Annotated in this window: 16 protein-coding genes and 1 pseudogene; 7 read left to right on the forward strand and 10 right to left on the reverse strand. The window is 70.6% G+C overall.

The genetic code is table 11. From position 1 onward, the window contains the following. Positions 1–106: 106 nt before the first annotated feature. Both ACFYRY_RS05120 and ACFYRY_RS05125 read right to left on the reverse strand, forming a co-directional pair. Positions 107–274 (reverse strand): annotated as a pseudogene (locus ACFYRY_RS05120) (antibiotic acetyltransferase); the annotation flags it as partial. Positions 275–350: 76 nt separating this feature from the next. Then, complete coding sequence (locus ACFYRY_RS05125; protein WP_389140167.1) at positions 351–737, reverse strand: VOC family protein; 387 nt, start codon at positions 735–737, stop codon at positions 351–353. 63 nt (positions 738–800) lie between these two features. Between ACFYRY_RS05125 and ACFYRY_RS05130 the strand changes: the two genes are divergently transcribed. Further along, complete coding sequence (locus ACFYRY_RS05130; protein WP_389140170.1) at positions 801–1,775, forward strand: helix-turn-helix transcriptional regulator; 975 nt, start codon at positions 801–803, stop codon at positions 1,773–1,775. Between the two features lie 45 nt (positions 1,776–1,820). Here the strand turns inward: ACFYRY_RS05130 and ACFYRY_RS05135 are convergent, their stop codons facing one another. Continuing rightward, positions 1,821–4,052 carry an alpha-L-fucosidase gene (locus ACFYRY_RS05135; RefSeq protein ID WP_389140173.1) on the reverse strand — a complete coding sequence of 744 codons (2,232 nt, stop codon included), beginning with the start codon at positions 4,050–4,052 and terminating at the stop codon, positions 1,821–1,823. A 291-nt stretch (positions 4,053–4,343) separates the two neighbouring features. On the opposite strand from ACFYRY_RS05135, the gene ACFYRY_RS05140 reads away from it, so the two are divergent. Together ACFYRY_RS05140 and ACFYRY_RS05145 are read left to right on the forward strand one after the other, a co-directional pair. After that, the gene (locus ACFYRY_RS05140; protein WP_389140175.1) at positions 4,344–5,729 is read left to right on the forward strand and encodes an L-fuconate dehydratase; all 1,386 of its coding nucleotides are present in this window, start codon (positions 4,344–4,346) and stop codon (positions 5,727–5,729) included. A 105-nt stretch (positions 5,730–5,834) separates the two neighbouring features. Further along, complete coding sequence (locus tag ACFYRY_RS05145; RefSeq protein ID WP_389140177.1) at positions 5,835–6,542, forward strand: FadR/GntR family transcriptional regulator; 708 nt, start codon at positions 5,835–5,837, stop codon at positions 6,540–6,542. A 34-nt stretch (positions 6,543–6,576) separates the two neighbouring features. Here ACFYRY_RS05145 and ACFYRY_RS05150 read toward each other — a convergent pair whose 3' ends face one another. The 3 genes from ACFYRY_RS05150 to ACFYRY_RS05160 all read right to left on the reverse strand — a co-directional run bounded on the left by ACFYRY_RS05150 (position 6,577) and on the right by ACFYRY_RS05160 (position 11,777). Beyond that, the gene (locus tag ACFYRY_RS05150) at positions 6,577–9,708 is read right to left on the reverse strand and encodes a family 20 glycosylhydrolase (RefSeq protein ID WP_389140180.1); all 3,132 of its coding nucleotides are present in this window, start codon (positions 9,706–9,708) and stop codon (positions 6,577–6,579) included. Between the two features lie 117 nt (positions 9,709–9,825). Next, positions 9,826–10,899, reverse strand: a complete 1,074-nt coding sequence (locus tag ACFYRY_RS05155; RefSeq protein ID WP_389140183.1) for a maleylacetate reductase — start codon at positions 10,897–10,899, stop codon at positions 9,826–9,828. Next, the gene (locus tag ACFYRY_RS05160) at positions 10,896–11,777 is read right to left on the reverse strand and encodes a dioxygenase (protein ID WP_389140186.1); all 882 of its coding nucleotides are present in this window, start codon (positions 11,775–11,777) and stop codon (positions 10,896–10,898) included. The genes ACFYRY_RS05155 and ACFYRY_RS05160 overlap by 4 nt, the downstream gene beginning before the upstream one ends. Before the next feature lie 246 nt (positions 11,778–12,023). On the opposite strand from ACFYRY_RS05160, the gene ACFYRY_RS05165 reads away from it, so the two are divergent. Continuing rightward, on the forward strand, positions 12,024–13,043 hold the full coding sequence (locus ACFYRY_RS05165) for an AraC family transcriptional regulator (RefSeq protein ID WP_389140189.1): 1,020 nt from the start codon (positions 12,024–12,026) through the stop codon (positions 13,041–13,043). Positions 13,044–13,074: 31 nt separating this feature from the next. Here the strand turns inward: ACFYRY_RS05165 and ACFYRY_RS05170 are convergent, their stop codons facing one another. Then, a complete protein-coding gene (locus ACFYRY_RS05170; RefSeq protein WP_389140192.1) occupies positions 13,075–14,283 on the reverse strand; it encodes an FAD-dependent monooxygenase in 1,209 nt (402 codons plus the stop codon). A 133-nt stretch (positions 14,284–14,416) separates the two neighbouring features. On the opposite strand from ACFYRY_RS05170, the gene ACFYRY_RS05175 reads away from it, so the two are divergent. Beyond that, positions 14,417–15,214 carry an IclR family transcriptional regulator gene (locus tag ACFYRY_RS05175; protein WP_389140195.1) on the forward strand — a complete coding sequence of 266 codons (798 nt, stop codon included), beginning with the start codon at positions 14,417–14,419 and terminating at the stop codon, positions 15,212–15,214. 4 nt (positions 15,215–15,218) lie between these two features. On the opposite strand, the gene ACFYRY_RS05180 is transcribed toward ACFYRY_RS05175, so the two are convergent. Together ACFYRY_RS05180 and ACFYRY_RS05185 are read right to left on the reverse strand one after the other, a co-directional pair. Then, on the reverse strand, positions 15,219–15,869 hold the full coding sequence (locus tag ACFYRY_RS05180) for a response regulator (RefSeq protein ID WP_389140197.1): 651 nt from the start codon (positions 15,867–15,869) through the stop codon (positions 15,219–15,221). Further along, entirely contained in the window at positions 15,866–17,014 is a 1,149-nt protein-coding gene (locus tag ACFYRY_RS05185) for a sensor histidine kinase (RefSeq protein ID WP_389140200.1), read from the reverse strand. Before ACFYRY_RS05185 ends, ACFYRY_RS05180 begins: the two co-directional genes overlap by 4 nt. 132 nt (positions 17,015–17,146) lie before the next feature. On the opposite strand from ACFYRY_RS05185, the gene ACFYRY_RS05190 reads away from it, so the two are divergent. After that, positions 17,147–17,872 carry a class I SAM-dependent methyltransferase gene (locus ACFYRY_RS05190; RefSeq protein ID WP_389140203.1) on the forward strand — a complete coding sequence of 242 codons (726 nt, stop codon included), beginning with the start codon at positions 17,147–17,149 and terminating at the stop codon, positions 17,870–17,872. Continuing rightward, entirely contained in the window at positions 17,869–18,477 is a 609-nt protein-coding gene (locus ACFYRY_RS05195; protein WP_389140205.1) for a DedA family protein, read from the forward strand. Before ACFYRY_RS05190 ends, ACFYRY_RS05195 begins: the two co-directional genes overlap by 4 nt. 78 nt (positions 18,478–18,555) lie before the next feature. On the opposite strand, the gene ACFYRY_RS05200 is transcribed toward ACFYRY_RS05195, so the two are convergent. Then, positions 18,556–18,678 (reverse strand): hypothetical protein, encoded by a 123-nt coding sequence (locus ACFYRY_RS05200; RefSeq protein ID WP_389141136.1) that lies wholly within the window; start codon positions 18,676–18,678, stop codon positions 18,556–18,558. Positions 18,679–18,717: the final 39 nt, after the last annotated feature.

The following is an 18,717-nucleotide window of genomic DNA, read 5'->3' on the forward strand; positions in this document are numbered from 1 at the left end:
AAGCCTTCCAACTTCGCGAAGGCATCCGATGTTTGCAGCCGGAGCGTAGGCGCAAGGCGCAACGGGGGTCAAGACGTGCGACCGCCGCCCGTCCGTCCGACGCGGTGTCGCCGTAGCGGCGGCGGATGAGGCGGGCGGGGTCGCCGCCGACGATGCCGGAGCCGGGAACGTCGTCGACGACAACGGAGCCGGAAGCGATGATCGCTCCGTGACCGATGCGGACGCCGGGGATCACCGTGGTCCGGTAACCGAACCGGACGTCATGCCCTTCCACATCAGCGGCGAGGTGACGAGCGGCTTCAGCAGCGCCCGGCGTCATGATTGCTTCCTTCCTGACGGGATGTGTGCACTCAGACCAGGGTGGAGATGCAGAACGGGTGGCCTGCGGGGTCCAGCAGGACCCTCCACCGATCAGGGTCGGGCTGGGACTGGGGCTTCACGGCCCCAAGGGTCAGCAGTTGCGCTTCGGCGGCATCCAGGTCATCGACGCCCACCTCGATGTGGGCCTGCTTTTCCTGGGACGAGTCCGGCCAGGTGGGACGGCGGTAGTCGTCCAGCCGGTTGAACCCCAGTCCGGCCCCGCCCTCCTGGCCGAGCAGGACGAAGTGGTCCGTGGAGAACAGCATGGGCAGGCCGAGGACCTCACCGTAGAAACGGGCCAGTACGGCGGGGTCGGGGCAGTCGAAGGTGACCGCCGAGTAGCGAAACGCGGGTGCGGACGTGTTGTTCGTGGTCATGACGAGGACACTATGACCGGACCAGGACAGATTCGGTCCTGGTCATGTGGAACACTTCAGCGCGTGATCAGCGCCTCCGCCCGCCTGCTGCGACTGGTCGCCTTGCTGGCCGCCCGGCCGAGCTGGACCTGCGCCGAGCTGGCCGGTCGGATGACGGTCACCGACCGCACCGTGCGGCGGGACATCGCCAAGCTCCGGGAACTCGGCTACGCGATCGAATCCGACCCCGGACCGTGGGGCGGTTACCGTCTCCGTGCCGGATCCCGGGTGCCTCCGCTGATCCTCGATGACGAAGAAGCACTCGCCGTCGCCATCGGGCTGCGCGAAGCGGCACTGAGTGGCGCTCTCGGCGGCGACCAGGCCGCACTGTCGGCGCTGCTGAAACTGCGGCAGGTTCTGCCGCAGCGGATCGCCCACCGGCTGGGCGAGATGGACGCCTCCTTCGTGCACACCCCCAGAGCCGACAAGCCGCAGATCACGCCCGGCCTGCTGCTGGAGCTGGCCGCAGCGTGCCGCCAGGGCGAGCGCGCCCGTCTCTCCTACCGCGACTGGGAAGGGAACGCCACGGTCCGAGACGTCGACCCGTACCGCCTCGTCCACACCGGACGCCAGTGGTACTTCGTAGCCCGGGACGTGGCACAGGGGCAATGGCGCACGTTCCGGGCCGACAGAGTCGACCGACTGCACCCCACCGGGCACCCGGTGGAATTCACCGACCCACCCGACCCGGCACTGCTCGTCTCCCGCTCCGTCTCGACCGGCCCCTACCTGCTCCAGGCGACGGTCCACGTCCCGATGCCCATGGACCAGGTCCTGCGGCTCATCCCATCGACAGTCGGCGCCCACCGCCCTGACGGCCCCGACGCCACGATCGTCGACATCGGCGGCCCCGACGCGGACGGGCTCGCCAAGTACCTCCTCAGCCTGGCCACACCCCTGCGCGTCCTGTCGCCCGAGACGGTACGCGAGGCCTTGCTGCGCCGTACCCGGGAACTCCTCGCGAACAACGCGAACGACCAGTCTGAGCAGCGGAGTTGAGGGGGAAGCGCGCGGCCGGGGCCGCCGTCCGGCCTCGTCCCCGTGTCACAGCGCCGTGAAGGTCCACAGCAGGTTGGTGCTGCTGTCGTACGTCCACTGCTTGGTGACGGAGCCGGAGGAGACGTTGCCGCCCCCGTCCAGGACGAGGCCCGTGGTGCGGTTGGCGATGGAGTAGCGGCCGTCTCCGCGGTGGGTGATCGTCCACTGCTGGTTGGCGGCGCCGTTCCAGGCGGCCTGGCGGGCGGGCGAGCCGCCGGTGGTGGCGCCCCAGCCGTCGGCGACCATGCCGTTGGTGCGGTTGACCAGCTTGTAGTAACCGCCGCCGACCTCGACCGCCTGCCACTGCAGGTTGGGGCTGCCGTCCCAGGTCCACTGCTTCAGGTCGGATCCGGAGGCGACGTCGCCGCCGCCGTCCAGGGACAAGCCGTCGGTGACGTTGGTGATCCGCAGGTATGTCGAGGGGTTGAACTGCACCTTCAGCGACGTGATCGCGTCGTTGTTGCCGGTGACCCGCAGGTCGGGGCTGTCGGCTGTGAAGGTCCAGGAGGTGCCGGTGAAGTCGTCCCCGGAGTAGCCGATCACCTGGCAGCCCGCGGCCGGCCGGAGGGAGGAAAGGGTCCGGGCGCTCAGTCCGGCTGACGTCAGGGCGCTCGCGGTGTAGTCGCCGAGGGCGAGCACGGCACCGGTGCCGGCGTAGTCGACGTCCGTGAAGCAGGCGGCCCCGGCCAACGGCCGCTGGCCGGGGATGACTCCGGAGAAGGCGAGCTTCAGGACGTAGGCATGGGCGCTGAACGGCGCCGAGGACGGCAGGGTCACCGTGAGACCGGTGGAGGTCTGGGTCGGCGTCGGCAGGCTGATGTAGCTGCCGGCGGTCGAGTCGAGCAGCTTCACCGAGGTCAGCGAGGAGAGGTCGATCCGGTTCGAGTCGAGGCTCTTGATCGTCACCGAGCTGCCCGGCCAGCCGAGGACGGTGGCGTACAGGACGTTGTTCGCCTTGTTGCGGGTGAAGCGGATGTCCTGCGCGGTACCGGCCGTCGGCTTGGTGAACGCTCCGCCGCCCATCTTGGTCGGGCCCTCGCCGTACGTGGTCCACGCCCGGGTGTCGTACACCGACTCACCGAAGCGCTTCAGGTAGTCCCCGATGCCGAGCAGGATGTCCTTCTGCGCCTGCGGAATCGTGCCGTCGGGCATCGGCGCGATGTTCAGCAACATGCTGCCGTTCTTGCTGATCCGGTCGAGGAACGAGTGCAGCATCTGCGGGATGGTGTAGTAGCCGATCCCCTGGGTGTAGCACCAACTGCTGCTCGAGATGCTGTCGTCGGTGAGCCAGTACGGGGAGGTGAGGTCGGCCGGGCCGCCGCGTTCGTAGTCGAAGACCTCCCCCTTGCCGTTGAGGCCGTCCTTGTAGGTGGCGACGACCTCTTTGCCCCAGCTGTTGGCCTGGTTGTAGTAGTACGACAGGAAGTTCAGTCGCTGGGTCTCGTCGACGGCGTCCAGCTTGAAGTCCTGCCAGAGGATGTCGGGCTGGGCGCGGTCGATGACCTCCTTGAGCTTGTCGTACCAGAGCTGGTTCTCCGCCGCCGTACCCAGCTGCCCGTAGAGCTTCTTGAGGCTGGGGTCGGTCTGGGCGGGCGCGTAGTCGTAGTAGCCGTTGTAGTGGTACGCGTGGTGCATGGCCACCAGCAGCTTGAGGTTCTTGGCCCGGATGGCCTTGGAGAACAGTCGCAGCAGGTTCAGCCCCGGGCCCTTGTCGACCGAGTTCCACTCGTTGACCTGGCTGTCCCACATGGAGAACCCGTCGTGGTGCTCGGCGACCGGGCCTGCGAACCTCGCACCGGCGTCGACGAACAGCTGCGCCCACTCGTCGGGGTCGAAGTTGCCGCCCGCCGACTTCAGCTTCGGGGCGAACTTGACCGTGTTGCCCGCCAGGTCCTGTGCTCCGACGATGAAGTTGTGGAACGGCCACGCCGACGGCTGGCCGTAGGTCGCGACGTGGTGCTTGTTGGCGTTACTGCCGCTTTGGTACATGTTGCGCGGGTACCACTCGCTGTCATAGGCGGGGACGCTGAAGGCACCCCAGTGGAAGTAGACACCGAACTTGGCGTCCTTGAACCATTCCGGGGCCGCGGGGTGCTGGTCCACCGAGTTCCAGTCGGGCGTGTAGGTGCCGGGCGCGGCCTGAGCGGGGCCCACGTCGAACACACCTCCGACCACGGTCGCCGCGGCCACACAGGTGGCACCGGCCAGGAACTGACGTCTGTTGACCGAACTCGACATGGAGACATCCCTGATGCGGAGTGGGGGGGCAGCGCCACTCACCGAGCCCGAGGCGCCGGCGGTTAGCACGAAGATCGACCATGTAACCCGGGATGTCAACGGGTATCAAGGGATGAAAGAAGCCAAGCGGCAGGCTTTTTGTCGCTTTCTTCCCCTTGTTTGCGTCTTGTGATCGTCTAGACATTCTATGTCTTGGAGACTGGACAGCGACCCGAACCTCACCTATACATACATCCCATCTCTCTCAAGGGGACCGGTCTCCTCTTGCCCCCCCTCACAGGAGTTGCCGCCGTGTCCGCCACCGAGCCCTCATCCGCCCGCATCACCGCCCTGGACATCCTGGACGTGCGGTTCCCCACCTCCGAACACCTCGACGGCTCGGACGCCATGAACCCCGAACCGGACTATTCGGCCGCCTACGTCGTCCTGCGTACCGACGCCGGCGACGGGCTGGAGGGCCACGCCCTGGCCTTCACCACCGGCCGCGGCAACGACGCCCAGGCCGCCGCCATCGCCACCCTCTCCCCGCACGTGGTGGGCCTGTCGGTGGAGGAGGTCTGCGCCGACCTCGGCGGCTTCTCCCGCTCCCTCGTCCACGACCCCCAACTGCGCTGGCTGGGCCCGGAGAAGGGGACCATCCACATGGCGACCGGCGCGGTCGTCAACGCCGCCTGGGATCTGGCGGCCAAGCGCGCGGGCAAGCCCGTATGGCGCTTCCTCAGCGACATGTCGCCCGAGGAACTGATCGCCCAGGTCGACTTCCGCTGGCTGTCCGACGCCCTCACCCCCGGGGAGTCCCTGGAGATCCTGCGCCGTGCCGAACCGGGCCGCGAGCGGCGCGTCGGCCACCTGCTCGACCAGGGCTACCCCGCCTACACCACCACGCCCGGCTGGCTCGGCTACTCCGACGAGAAACTGGCCCGCCTGGCCCGCGAGGCCGTCGCGGACGGCTTCACCCAGATCAAGCTGAAGGTCGGCGCGGACCTCGAGGACGACGTGCGGCGCCTGCGGGTCGCCCGCGAGGCCGTCGGCCCGGACATCCGCGTCGCTGTCGACGCCAACCAGAGATGGGACGTCCAGCCCGCCATCGACTGGGTGCGGGCCCTGGCCCCCTACGACCCGTACTGGATCGAGGAGCCCACCTCCCCCGACGACATCCTCGGCCACGCCGCCGTCCGCGAGGCCGTCAGCCCCATCAAGGTCGCCACCGGCGAACACATCGCGAACCGCGTCGTCTTCAAACAACTGCTCCAGGCCCGCGCGGTCGACATCGTGCAGATCGACTCCGCGCGCGTCGGCGGCGTCAACGAGAACATCGCGATCCTGCTGCTCGCCGCGAAGTTCGGGGTGCCGGTCTGCCCGCACGCCGGCGGCGTCGGACTGTGCGAGATGGTCCAGCACCTGTCGATGTTCGACTACGTCGCCGTCTCCGGCACCACCGAGGACCGGGTCATCGAGTACGTCGACCACCTGCACGAACACTTCGTCGACCCGGTTCGCGTGACCGACGGCCACTACCTGGCCCCGACCCTGCCCGGACTGGGCGCACAGATGCACCCGGAGTCCCTGAAGGAGTACAGCTACCCCGACGGTCCCGTCTGGTCCGCCCGACGCATCCGTCTATCATCAATGTCACCCTCGGTATGCGGAATCCGGAACAGGTCGGACGGAACGTGAAACTCCACGCTCAGCGGATCCCGGACAGTCTCTGCGACGCTCTCCGTGCTCAGGGACTGATCAGGTCGGACATGCCCGAGGGGCACGCTGAGGGAGGGAGTCGCGTTGTCTCTGACGGACAAGGCCATCGAGCAGATCCGTGAACTGATCCGGACCGGCGCCCTGCCCCCCGGCTCGAAGCTCCCGCCCGAGCCCGACCTGGCGGCCCAGTTGGGCCTGTCCCGCAACCTCGCCCGTGAAGCCGTCAAGGCGCTGGCCGTCGCCCGGGTTCTGGAGGTCCGCCGCGGCGACGGCACCTATGTCACCAGCCTCCAGCCGAGCCTGCTCCTGGAGGGCCTCAGCGGGGCGGTGGAGCTGCTGCAGGGCGATTCGGCCGCGCTGCAGGACCTCATGGAGGTACGGCGGCTGCTGGAACCGGTCGCCACCGCGCTGGCCGCCACCCGGATCACCGACGAGCAGTTGTCGGAGGTGGAACGGCACCTGGACGCCATGCGCGAGGCCCGCGAGGACGTCGAGCGGCTCAACGCCCACGACGCCGCCTTCCACCGCGCGGTCGTCTCGGCCACCGGCAACGAGTCGCTGCTCACCATCCTGGAAGGCATCTCCGGCCGCACCCTGCGCGCCCGCATCTGGCGCGGGCTGATCGACGCCCAGGCCGCGGGCCGCACCCTGGCGGAGCACGAGGCGATCTTCAACGCCCTCCGCACCAGGGATGCCGCCCTCAGCCAGGCCGCCGCTCTGCTGCACGTGAGCAACACCGAGCACGGGTTGAGAGCGCACCTCCGCTCAGGTGACGCCCACTCCCGGCCGTGAGGGCGGCAGGTGTCTCGTCAGCGGGCGGACAGGCTCACGGTGCCCCCACGACCGTGACGGCGATCGGGTAGCTGCCGACCTTGATCGGCGGGCCCGTCTCACCGTCGGCGGTCAGGATCGGTACCACGGTGCCGTCGGCGCCCACCGCGGCGTACGCCACCGCCCCGTCGGGGGTGTAGGCGAGCTGCGTGGGCTGCTGGCCGAGGAGAACATTGCTGCGGACCTTGCCGGTCGCGAGGTCGACGAAGGCGGCGGTGTAGGTGTCGTTCACTCCCACGGCGAGGGTCCTGCCGTCCGGGCTGACGGTCAGCCCGAAGGGTGAGCCGCCGACGTCGATCGGGGTGCCCGGGGTGTGCGTGGCAGTGTCGATCGGCAGGACCGTCTTCGCCGTCTGCTGCCCCACGTACACCGTGCCGCCGTCCTGGCTGACGGCGATGCCGAAGGGGCTGTTCGCCACCGGCACCGCGGTGCCCGCCGTACGGGCGGCGGTGTCCACGGGGACGACCTGGTTGCCGGTGCGGCAGGCGACCCACAGGGTGGCGCCGTCCGGGCTGATGGCCAGGTTCTCGGGTCCGGCGCCGACGGGGATCTCCGGGCCCGCCGTCAGGGTCGCCAGGTCGACCGGCTGCACGGCGTTGTCGCTGTACGCGGAGACCCACAGGGTGGTGCCGTCCGGCGACAGTGCCAGGCCCGCCGGGGTGGGGCCGACCGGCACCGTGGCGGTGACCTCGCGGGTGGCGGTGTCGATGACACTGACCGAGCCCGAGCCCTGGTTGGCGACGTACAGGGTCTTACCGGAAGGGTCGGCGACCATCGTGCCGGGCAGCTTGCCGGCGGTGATGGCGTCCTGCGCGGTGCCGGTGGCCAGGTCGATCGGGGTGACCGTGCCGGAGACGAAGTCCGCGTCGAAGGCGGTGGCGCCCTTCAGGCTCGCCGCCGTGGTCATCACCGAGCCGGTGGCGCCCTGGGTGGCGGAGACCGCCCGCAGTTGGGCGAAGCCGGTGGCCGCGTCCCGCGGGGCCGTCGCGGTCCACTTCAGGGTGGCGGTGGCACCCGCGTCCAGCCGGGCCGGCGGCGTGCCCTGGGGCTCGGCCGTCCAGCCGTCGGGGGTGTGGAGCGACACGTCCGGCAGGGCGACCGGGCGGCTGCCGTGGTTGGTGAGCGACACGGTGACGCCGGTCTGTTGGCCGGCCGGGACGACCGGGGCGCCGACAGTCAGGGCACCTGTCACCTGTGAGGCTGCGGGCGCCGCCGTCCACCGCTGGCCCGTGCCGCCGGTGTCGTACCGCTGGACGAGCGCCGTGCCCGCCCCGCCGGAGGGCGCGGTGAGCACGCGTCCGCTGAGCGCGGAGCGCACCACCAGCCCGTCAGCGGTCGGTTCGGCGAGCCACTTCTGGGCGTCCGAGTCGGCCGCGCAGTCCGCGGTGACGACGCGGGCGTTCTGCGCGTACGACTGGCCGGAGACCTCGGCGCAGCGTCCGTCCGCCTGCGAACGCAGGGTGTACACGCCGTCGGCGTCCTCCGTCAGCAGCCAACCCCCGGCCACATCAGCACCGTTGGCGGTGACGAGCGAGCCCGTACGGTCCCCGGCTCCGGCCGCGACGGCGTACGAGCCGTTGCCCGCCCGCAGGGTGTACACGCGGTCCCCGGGAAGCGCGCCCGCGCTGTCGTAACCGGGGGCGTGGCCTACGGCCTGCTCGACGGGCTGGAAGTCCGCGTAGGAGGAGACGAGCGCGGTGCCGCCCCAGTTCTTCTGGGCGAGCGCCCGCAGCGGCCCGAACAGGCCCTGTTCGACGGAGTGTTGGGTGTCCCCGTAGGCGGCGGGCCACACGCCCATGGCGGAGCCCAGCAGATGGGGGTCGTCGGCGGGCAGGGTGAGGCCGCCACTGAACAGGGAGGGCGTGAACGTCTCGTAGATCCACTGGGCGTTGGGCGGGCCGCCGCTGGCGTAGTACAGGGAGTCGGAGACGTTGACGAGGTCGTTGCCGTTGGCGGCGATCTCGGCGGGGGTCGTCCGGCCGTCCTGGTGGATCCAGTAGTCGACGACGACACCCGGGTCGAGCTTGGTGGGCAGGCCCTCGTAGAGCTGGTCGTTCCAGACGTGCAGGGTGCGGCCCTTGCTCGCGACGTAGTCGTGGACGCGGTTCTGCCACAGCACCCAGGAGTCGGCGGCGGGAGCGTTTGAACCAGCCTGCTCCTGGGCCCACTTCACCAGCGAGGGGTACTGCTCATAGCCCGCCGCGGAGCTCAGGTACTCGTCACCGCCGCCGTACCAGACGCCGCCCGGGAACTGCGGCATCTGCTCGTCGAGGAGGGACTTGACGTACGGCAGGGCTTTCGGATCAGCCATGTCGAGGTTCGACGGGCTGGCGGCCCCGGAGGAGTCGACGGCCCGCAGCTCCGGGTGGGCGGCGAGGTAGTAGTCCATGTGGCCCGGCGTGCCGACCTGTTGGACGACCTGCACGTGGTAGCGCTTCCCCGCGCTGACGATCTGGCGCACCTGCGCGGGCGAGTACACCGGGTCGGTGGCGGAGTTGTTCTCCGGGTGCGCGGTACTGGCGATCCGCATCTCCAGGTGCAGCTGGTTGTACTTGAGGTACGACATGTCCTTGATGAGCCGGACCAGCCAGGGCACCGAGAAGAACTTCGCGCAGTTGCACAGGGAGATGCCGCGGTACGGGTAGTCCGGCCAGTCCTTGCCGGTTCCGGCCGGGAGCGTGTGTTGCTGGGTGAGCATCTGGAGCACGGAGCGGGTGCCCCAGAAGACCCCGGTGTCGGTGGCACCGCTGACCACGGTGGTGGCGGCGACGGAGAGGCGGTATCCCTCGGCCTCGGGCCGTACGGACGGGTCGGTGCGCAGGACGACGTCGTGCGGCCGGGCGGGGCCCGGGACGACATCGATGTCACGGCCGAGCAGGTTGCCGAGGTCGGCGGCGAAGGTGCGGGCTGTGGCGGCGAGTTGGGGATCGTCGCTCACCACGCGGGTCGAGGCGTCGGCGGTGAAGGACCCGGCGGAGCCGGCCGCGGTGGTCCACTGCTTCAGTGCGGGAATCGTCCAGGGTCTGCCGGCGCCCGCCGCCACCGCGGGCGGCGCGGCTGACAACACGCCCAGTAGAAGCCCGGAGGCGACGAGCAGTGGCAGCAAAACACGGCGGATCGCGCTCATGCGGAACTCCTGCCCGAGGGTGGCCTCTGGTTCTCCGACCGGCATCCTGATGATAGGAGCCACCCATTCCTGATAACAAGATGAATCGTTGAACCAGAGCAGGCGGAGGAGGGTCGCTCAGGCGGTCGGGGGCTGTCCGGACCAGGCGGCGCGCAGGAGTCGGCCGAGGCCTTCCGCGGTCACCTCGCGGGGGTTGGCGTAGGGGTTGGCCAGCGCGACCTGCACGATTCGGTCGATGTCGCTCTCGGCCATGCCCAGTTCGCGCAAGGACCGTGGGGCACCGAGCTGGCCGGCGAGCTCCCACAGATGCGTGGCCGGGTCGGCGGAGGTTCTGAGGGCGCGGCCGAGCGCGGTGGCCGCCTTGGGTGCCGCGACCTGGTTGTAGGCGAGGGCGTGCGGGAGCACCACGGTGTGGGTGGGGGCGTGCGGCAGGTCGAGGGTGCCGCCAAGGGCGTGGCAGAGCTTGTGGTGCAGGGACATGGTGGTGGCGCCGAGGCAGGCGCCGCACAGCCAGGCGCCGTACTGGGCACGGGCGCGGGCGTCGAGGTCGGTGCCGTCGGCGACGACGTCCGGGAGTGCGGCGGCCAGTGCCCGCACGCCTTCCTCGGCCATCAGGTCGATGACCGGGGAGGCGTCCGGCGCGTAGAGGGCCTCGACGGCGTGCGCGATCGCGTTCATGCCGCTGGTGACGGAGACGGCTGGCGGAAGGGTCACGGTGAGCGCGGGGTCGTACAGCACCGAGACCGGCAGGACGCGCGGGTCCTTCCCGGTGCGTTTGACGCCGTTCTCCGTCATGCCCCACACCGGCGTCATCTCGGACCCGGCGTACGTCGTGGGGACGGCGATGATGGGCAGGCCGTACTGGAGGGCGACGATCTTCCCGAGGCCGATCGCCGAGCCGCCGCCGACGGCGACGCAGCCGTCCGCGTTCACCTCCTTCGCGCGCCTGCGGGCCTCGGCCGCCGACTCGGCGGGCACGTGCATCCGGGCGTGGGGGTGGATGTCCGCCGTTCGGGCGCCGATGAGACCGGCGACGGTCTCGGCGAGCTCCCGCTGTTCGGGCGAGCAGAGCACCATGACCCTCTTGAGGCCGGCGTGGTCGATCTCGTCGGCGAGCCGGTCGAGGGCGCCGTGGCCCATGACCACACGCATCGGGAGCGCCTGGTAGCTGAAGTCGAGCGGAGTGTTCATCGGGCGTCCTTGTTCGTCTCGGGCTCGACGGCGATGTCGAACTCGGCCAGCCGGAACGGAGCGGTGACCCGGTAGGCGCCGGCCTTTTCCTCGTCGTCGACCTGCGCGAAGTCGACGACCAGGCTCTCCTTGACGGCGAAGACGGCGTCCGAGTCCAGGTAGGGGCCGTCGGCGACGAAGATGTGCGTCGTCAGCGGCCGGTGGCCGTCGGCCTCGACGATGAAGTGGATGTGGGCCGGGCGGTACGGGTGCCGTCCGGTGGCGTCGAGCAGCACTCCCACCGGGCCGTCGGTCGGAATGGGGTAGTGGCTCGGCACGACCGTGCGGAACCACACGCGGCCTTCGTCGTCGGTGCGGAAGAGACCGCGTCCGTTGCCGAGCGGCTGGACGTCGGGCTGCTGCACGTCGTAGAAGCCGTCCTCGGTGCACTGCCAGACATCGACGTTCGCTCCGGCGAGCGGGCTGCCGTCCGCCGAGGTGACGCGGAGCGACACGACACCGGGCTGTCCGGTGCCCACGAGATCGATGGTGTCCCCGCTCTCCCGCTTCGGGGACTCCACGACGTGGAACGGCCCGAGGACCGTGCTCTCGGTGCCGCCGCCCTGCTCGTTCACCGTCTCGACCAGCATGGAGACACCCAGTACGTCGGAGAGGAGGATGAACTCCTGACGGGTGGGATCGCATGTCTGCCCGACCGCGGTGAGGTATTCCACGGCGTACTCCCACTCCTGGATCGTGGGGCGCAGCTCACGGACGTAACCGTGCAGATGGCGGACGAGTCCCTGGAGCAGGTCACGCAACCGGGGGTCCGGTGTGTCGCGGAAACTGTCGACGGCCGCGGCGGTGACGGCCTCCGCTGCTTCCTCGGTGCCGGACATGACATACCTCCAGGGGTGGCGGGCGTTCTTCGGCCGGGGCCGTGGTCGCGGCGTGCGGCCGCTCCCGTTGTGCGACGAGGGCGGCGCAGCGCGGACGGTCGACCGGGCTGAGGCCACGTTACGAAGTCTCAGCCGGGCGGCGATATCCGCGGAACGCGACGGGCAGCCGGATCACGCGACGACTTCCTCTCACCCCTTGTTCTCTCACCCCTTGTTGACGAGGCGAGGCGGGGTTAAGAATGACGCATGGGCCGGTCACTGTTGGCGAGCCATGTGCTGTGCCGCGATTCGGGCTTCGAGGATTTCCGCGAACGCCTCAACGACCTGTTCTATCCGGCCGAGGTGACTCCGTTGTCGGGCACCGAGGGCCCCGGCGGGGAACTCCGTGGCACCCGCACCGAGCACATCACCATCGGCCTGATGACGTTCGGGCAGCGCACCCGCGTCGATCCCGGGCGGACGCCGTCGCACTACCACGTCAATGTCGTGTTGCGAGGGTCCATCGAAGCAGCCACCGGACGGCAGGAGATGACGGCCGGCGCGGGTGACGCCATGGTCTTCACACCGACACAGCAGCACCGGCTGCTGAGCTGCGACCACGGCGCGAAACATCTGGGAATCAAGATCGACCGGAGCCTTGTCGAGGCGGAACTCGAGGCCCTCCTGGGCCGCCCGCTGCAGGCCCCGCTGGACTTCGCGTTCGGTTTCGATCTGACGTCCGCGCCCGCGCGCAGCTGGCGCAACACCCTGGACCTGCTGCTGGCCGAGTCCGACAGCACCGGTGGGCTCATCGGCCGACGCGTGGTCCAGCAGCACGTGGAGCGCCTCCTGGTGAGCAGTCTGCTGCTGGCCCAGACACACAACTACACGGAAGCGCTGCACCGTCCGCAGCCTCCCGCCTACCCGCGGACGGTACGCAAGGCCGTCGACCTGATCGACACCCGCCCCGAGACCGCCTTCACCGTCGGGGACCTGGCCCAGGCGGCGGGCGTCAGCGCCCGACGCCTCCAGGAAGGCTTCAGCGAGTACGTCGGCGTGACCCCGATGACCTATCTCCGCAACGTCCGTCTGGACCGAGTCCACGCCGAACTCCTGACGGGTGCCACGGCGGTCACCGAAGCGGCCGGGCGGTGGGGCTTCACCCACCTGAGCCGGTTCTCCGCCGCCTACCGCCGGCGCTTCGGTGTCGCGCCCTCCGAGACACTGAGCAGGTCGGGCGGCCCTGCCTCGGTGAACGAAGAGGCCTCGGGTGGGCGGCGCGGGTAGGCCGACCTGGGGGGGTGTTTCCTTCGGGCCTTCACGACAGGGGGACCTGCTCGGCGTCGTAGCCGTAGATCCAGCCGTTGCCCACCAGAGGGTCCGAACCGGCGAGTGCCGTGTCGCGTGCCTGCTGTTCGGGGCCGTCGGGCAGGTGGTTGATGTCGCGGCGGGCATGGCTGATCTGCTGGAGACGCGTGGTGCGTTCGATGCGCACCGCCTCGTACCGCTTCAGCGCCCGCTCGGGGTCGTCGGTGGACTCGGCCAGGCAGCGCGCCAGCACCGCGGCGTCCTCGATGGACTGGGCCGCGCCCTGGGCGAAGAAGGGGAACATGGGATGGGCGGCGTCCCCGAGCAGGGTGGCCCGGCCCCGGCTCCAGCGCCGCAGCGGCGCCCGCTCCAGCAGCGCCCAGCGGCCGGGCAGGCCGCCCGCGTCGATGAGGTCCGTCACCCTCGGGTCCCAGCCGGCGAACTCGGCGTGGAACTCCTCGATCGTGGCCGTCGCGCTCCATGACTCGTCGGTGTAGTCCCCGGCGGGGGCGAAGGCGACGACGTTGACGGCCCGTCCGCCGTTGATCGGGTAGTGCACGAAGTGCCGTCCGGGTCCCAGCCAGAGGGTCTGCGCGGGGCGCAGGGCGAGCTCGGGTGCGACGTCGGCGGGCACGACGGTGCGGAAGGCGCAGATGCCGGAGTACTCCGGCGGCGCGGGTTCGGCGACCGCGCCCCGCACCACGGAGTGCACGCCGTCGGCGCCGATGACGATGTCCGCCTGCGCGCTGCTGCCGTCGGCGAAGCGCAGTCGCAGGCCGTGCGGGGTCTCGTCCATCGAGGTGCAGCGGGCGCCCAGGCGGATCCAGTCGCCGGGCACGGCCGACTTGACGGTGTCCAGCAGGGCGGCCCGGTGGACGGCGTAGGTGCGCTCGCCGTAGAGCCGCTCGCACACGTCGCTCAGCTTCTCCACCGACAGCACGCCGCCGTCCGCCCAGCGGCGGAACTCCCAGCCCCAGTCCAGTGGCACGGCCCGGCGCAGGAGGTGTTCCACGACGCCGAGACGGCGCAGCAGCCGCACGGCGTTCGGGGCCACCACGAGTCCGGCGCCGACCTCGCCGAGCGCGGGCGCCTGCTCGTAGACGGTGGCGGTCAGCCCCGCGCGGTGCAGGAAGGCCGCGGCGGCCAGACCGCCGATGCCGCCCCCGATGACGGCGATCCGCGGACCGGACAGGTGGGTGGGCTCGGATCGGGTGGGCATGTTTCCACTCCTCTGCTGCAAGGGAGAGCGTCCTGCTGACCTGGATCCTGGCCGGGGCCCCGAGAGCACCGAAAGTGCTACGTTCATTCAATGGACAGGCCGTTCCGTGGCCCCGTCGGGGAGCGGAGGGCCGATGCCGCGCACCAGTCAGCCCGGTCGCAGTGTGAGTTCGCGGCTGCTCGACGTTCTCTTCGCGTTCCGGCCCGGCCGGTCGCGCCTGTCCCTGGCCGAGCTGACCAGGAAGACCGGCCTGCCTCATGCCACGGTGCGCCGGCTGGCCCTGGAACTCGTCGAGGCGGGGGCGCTGGAGCGGGCACCGGACGGCTCCTTCAGCGTGGGCATCCGGCTGTGGCAGTTGGGCACCCTGGCACCCCTGAGCGTCCCGCTGCGCACCGTCGCCCTCCCGTTCATGGACGACCTGCACACCGCGCTGCGCCAGCACGTCCAGCTCGCGGTGCTGGAAGGCAGCGAGGCCGTGCTGGTGGAGCGGCTGTCCGCGGGGAACGCGGTGGACGTCATGTCGAAGGTCGGCGGGCGGCTGCCGCTGCACTGCTCCGGCGTGGGCAAGGTACTGCTCGCCCACGCCGGCCCCGAGCTGATCGAGCAGGTCCTCGCGCGGGGTCTGTCCGCGTACACCGAACGCACGGTCACCGATCCGGCGCGGCTGCGGGAACAGCTGGACGAGTGCCGCGAGACCGGCGTGGCCGTCGTCCTCCAGGAGGCGACACCCGGGGCCGACTCGGTGGCCACCCGGGTCCTCGACGACGAGGGCAAGGTCGTCGCGGCCCTGTCGGTCGTGGTGAGCGCCGGTTCGGTCGATCCGCGGACGGTACGGCCGGCGGTCATCGCCTCCGGTCTGGCCGTGTCCCGCCGACTTGGCTGGCGTCCCTCGGCGGGAGTCGGGCACGCGGGGTCGTCCAGCTCTGCGTGACCCGTCAGGTGGTCAGCCCCGCGTCGCGGGCCAACAGGGCCGCCTGGACTCGGTTGGTGACTTCCATCGTGGCCAGGATGCGGCTGACGTGGGCCTTGACTGTGCTTTCCCGCATGGTGAGTTGGGCGGCGATGTCCGCGTTGGTGTCGCCTCGGGCCAGCAGGGTCAGCACATCCCGTTCGCGGGGGGTGAGCCGGTCAAGCCGGGCCCGGGCCGCCGTGGCCTGCGGCTGGTTGGTGGCGTGGTAGCGGTCGATGAGGCGGCGCGCCGCGCTGGGGTGGAGCATGGCCGAGCCGGCCGCCACCAGGTGGACGGCACGCAGAATTTCGGCCGGGTCGGTGTCCTTGAGCAGGAACCCGTCGGCTCCGGCGGCGAGGGCGTCGTAGACGTATTCGTCGAGGTCGAAGGTGGTCAGGGTGATCACCTTCGGGGCGTGGGAGAGGGACCGCAGCCTGGTGGTGGCGGTGATGCCGTCCATGCGGGGCATGCGCACATCGACGAGCGCGACGTCGATGCGGTGTGCGGTGGCTTGCTCGATGGCCTGGAGACCGTCGGCTGCCTGGGCGACGACCTCGATGCCCTGGTCGCCGTCGAGGAGGTCGGTCAGGCCGAGGCGGACCAGGGCGTCATCGTCGACGATCATGGCGCGGATCATGTGCGGGTGCCGTTCTGTTCGGTGCCGACCTGGTGGGGGATGCGAGCGGTCAGTCTCCAGGTCCCCGCTCCGGCGGGTCCGGCGTCCAGACGACCGCCGAGGGCGGTGACGCGTTCGCGCAGACCGACGAGCCCGTAGCCGGCGCCGACCGTGTCTGTGCGCGCGGCGCCAGGGGGGTTGGTGACCTCGACCCGTGTCGCGGGCGGCCGGTAGTCGACGCGGACGGTCACCGCGGCGCCGTCGGCGTGCTTGCGGGCGTTGGTCAACGCTTCCTGGACGATGCGGTACACGCCGAGACGATGGGTGGTGGGTGCCTGCTCGGGAAGACCGTCGACCGTCAGCTCTATGCGTTGCCCGGCGGCACGGGCCTCGTCGACCAGTTCCCGCACGTCTCTCAGAACGGGTGCGGGGGTGCCGTCCGTCGGAGTGGAGCCGGGGTCGCGCAGAACACCGAGGACGTCACGCAGGTCGGCCAGAGCTTCGGTGGATGTCGTCCGCAGCAGGCCCAGGCGTTCGGCGACCGGCGCGGGCAGGGTGTCGCTCTTGGTGACCAGGACACCGCTGTGCAGAGCGATCAGGCTCAAGCGGTGGGCGAGCACGTCGTGCATCTCCGCGGCGATACGGGACCGTTGTGTGGCACGAGCGGCTTCCACCCGCAGTTCCGCTTCGACCCGCAGGTGCGCCACCTGGGCGGCCAGCGCCCGCACAAGACGCCGCCGGTTGCCCAGCCACAGGCCGACAGCCATGGCCAGCAGCGGCACGAACAGGGTGGAGGCGTACCGCTGCTCTCCCCACAACGTGGTTGCCGGGTAGCTGAACAGGTTGGCGCCCAGCGCGGCGACGGCACATCCCGCCGCCACCCGCGCCCGGCCGTCCACGGCCAGATCGAACAGGACGACCGCCAGCAGCGGCAGCAGGGGCCACCCCAGCCACGCGGTGGCCACGGTGACCACCAGCGGCGCGACCGGCCCGCGCAGACCGGGCACCAGCAGGCCGACTCCGCACAGCAGGGCCGCGGCGGTGACCGGGGCCAGATAGTGACCGCCGCGGACCGCCGCACCGTTCAGTACGGCGACCAGCACGAGTACCGCGACGAGCGTCACGCGCCCCCAGGCAGCCCACCTCGGGCCTTCGCTCCAGCTCACCCTGGCCATCCTAGGCAGGCCGCGGTGTCTCCTGACCCGACGATCCGCTCCGCAGACCCCCTACTTTCGTAGGGGGAGGCGGTCGCACAACGACGGATGTGATGGTGGGCGCGGATTTCTAGCGTCGAAACCATGAACGACTGGACCACCTCCTCCCCCGACCCTGTCCTGGCGCGGCGCCGTACCGAAGGCTGGATGTTCCTGAGGGAAGCGGCCCGCGACCTGCGGACCACCGGGGCGATCGCCCCCAGCGGCAAGGCTCTCGCCCGCGCTCTGACCGATCCGCTCCGGGCCACGGCTCGCCCGTCGGCCGTCCTGGAAGCGGGCGCCGGAACCGGCGCGGTCACCCGTGTCCTGATACCTCAGTTGTCCCGGGGCAGCCGTCTGGACGTCGTCGAGGCCAACCCACGCTTCGCCGCGCGACTGCGTCACCTCGTCGCCACGCACCCCCATCCGGCGGGCCTGCCCGGGCGGGCTGCCGTGCACCAGACGTACGTCGAGCACCTCAGCACCGAGCAGCGCTACGACGTCATCGTCTCCGGGCTTCCCTTGACCAACTTCGCCCCTGAGCAGGTCGAGCGCATCATGGCTCGGTACATGGAGTTGCTGCGCCCCGGGGGCGCCCTGACCTACTTCGCGTACATAGGCACCCGCGGGGCCCGTGCGCTGACCGCGTCCCGAGCGGAGGCCCGTCGGCACGCCGAGGTGAACGAGGTCATGGCCGCATATCAGCGCCGCTACGCCACCGGCCGCTGGACCGTGTGGGCCAATCTGCCCCCGGCGCACGTCTGGCACCTGCGACGCCCTCTCGCCCCTCCCCACGACCGGGAGAGCCACCGGGTCGTGGCCGGTCGGTGAACGCGCTCTCCGACATCCTCGGCCACCTTTCCGCTGCTTGTGTCTACACCGTGGTGGCCCTGGCCGTGCTGGCCGAGTCGATCCTTCTGATCGGTGCCTTCGTCCCCACGCTCACGCTGCTGCTGACCGCGGGCGCGCTGGCCCGCACGGGCCAGGTCAGCCTCCCTGCCGTGGTCGGGACGGCGGCCGTCGCCGTCGTCGCGGGTGACTTCCTCGCCCACCGCACCGGAAGGCTCCTGGGTCATCGACTGCGTTCGGGTCGCGCGGGGCGTCGTATCCCCGGCGCGGCCTGGCGCCGGGCCGAGGCACTGATGACTCGCCATGGTGGTCGTGCCGTCTTCCTGGCTCGCTTCCTGCCGGTGGTCCGCACCCTCGCCCCTCACTTCGCGGGGGCCACCCGGCTGCCGTACCACCGCATCGCTCCCTACGGCGCCACCGCCGCCTGTCTGTGGGCCATGGCCGAAGTCGGCGCCGGATACGCCGCCGCGAGCTCTGTCCAGCGCGTTCTCTTCCTGGGTGGCCCTGCCATCGCCCTGCTCTGTCTGTGCGCGATCGGTGCCGCGGTCCCGTGGGTGAAGAGACGCCAGGCCTCCGCATCACGCTGAAGCGGTCCACCAGCGCTCGACCTCACAGTGCCGGCGCCAACGGCTCGCCCGGCAAGCCGAGTTGCGGGGGGCCGACACTCAGGCGGGCTTCGCCTCCTGGTTGGTGACGAAGTCGCCCGGCATCTCCGGGCTCCAGACAGCGGCCGGGCAGTCCCAGTCGTTCGGCTTCCAGTCCTCGGTCTGGTCGATGTCGGACACCATCCAGCTGGAGTGGTGCAGACCGGGGTGGGCCGCCGGGAC

This window comes from Streptomyces sp. NPDC005263 (assembly GCF_042872365.1).
In the GTDB taxonomy this organism is placed as follows: domain Bacteria; phylum Actinomycetota; class Actinomycetes; order Streptomycetales; family Streptomycetaceae; genus Streptomyces.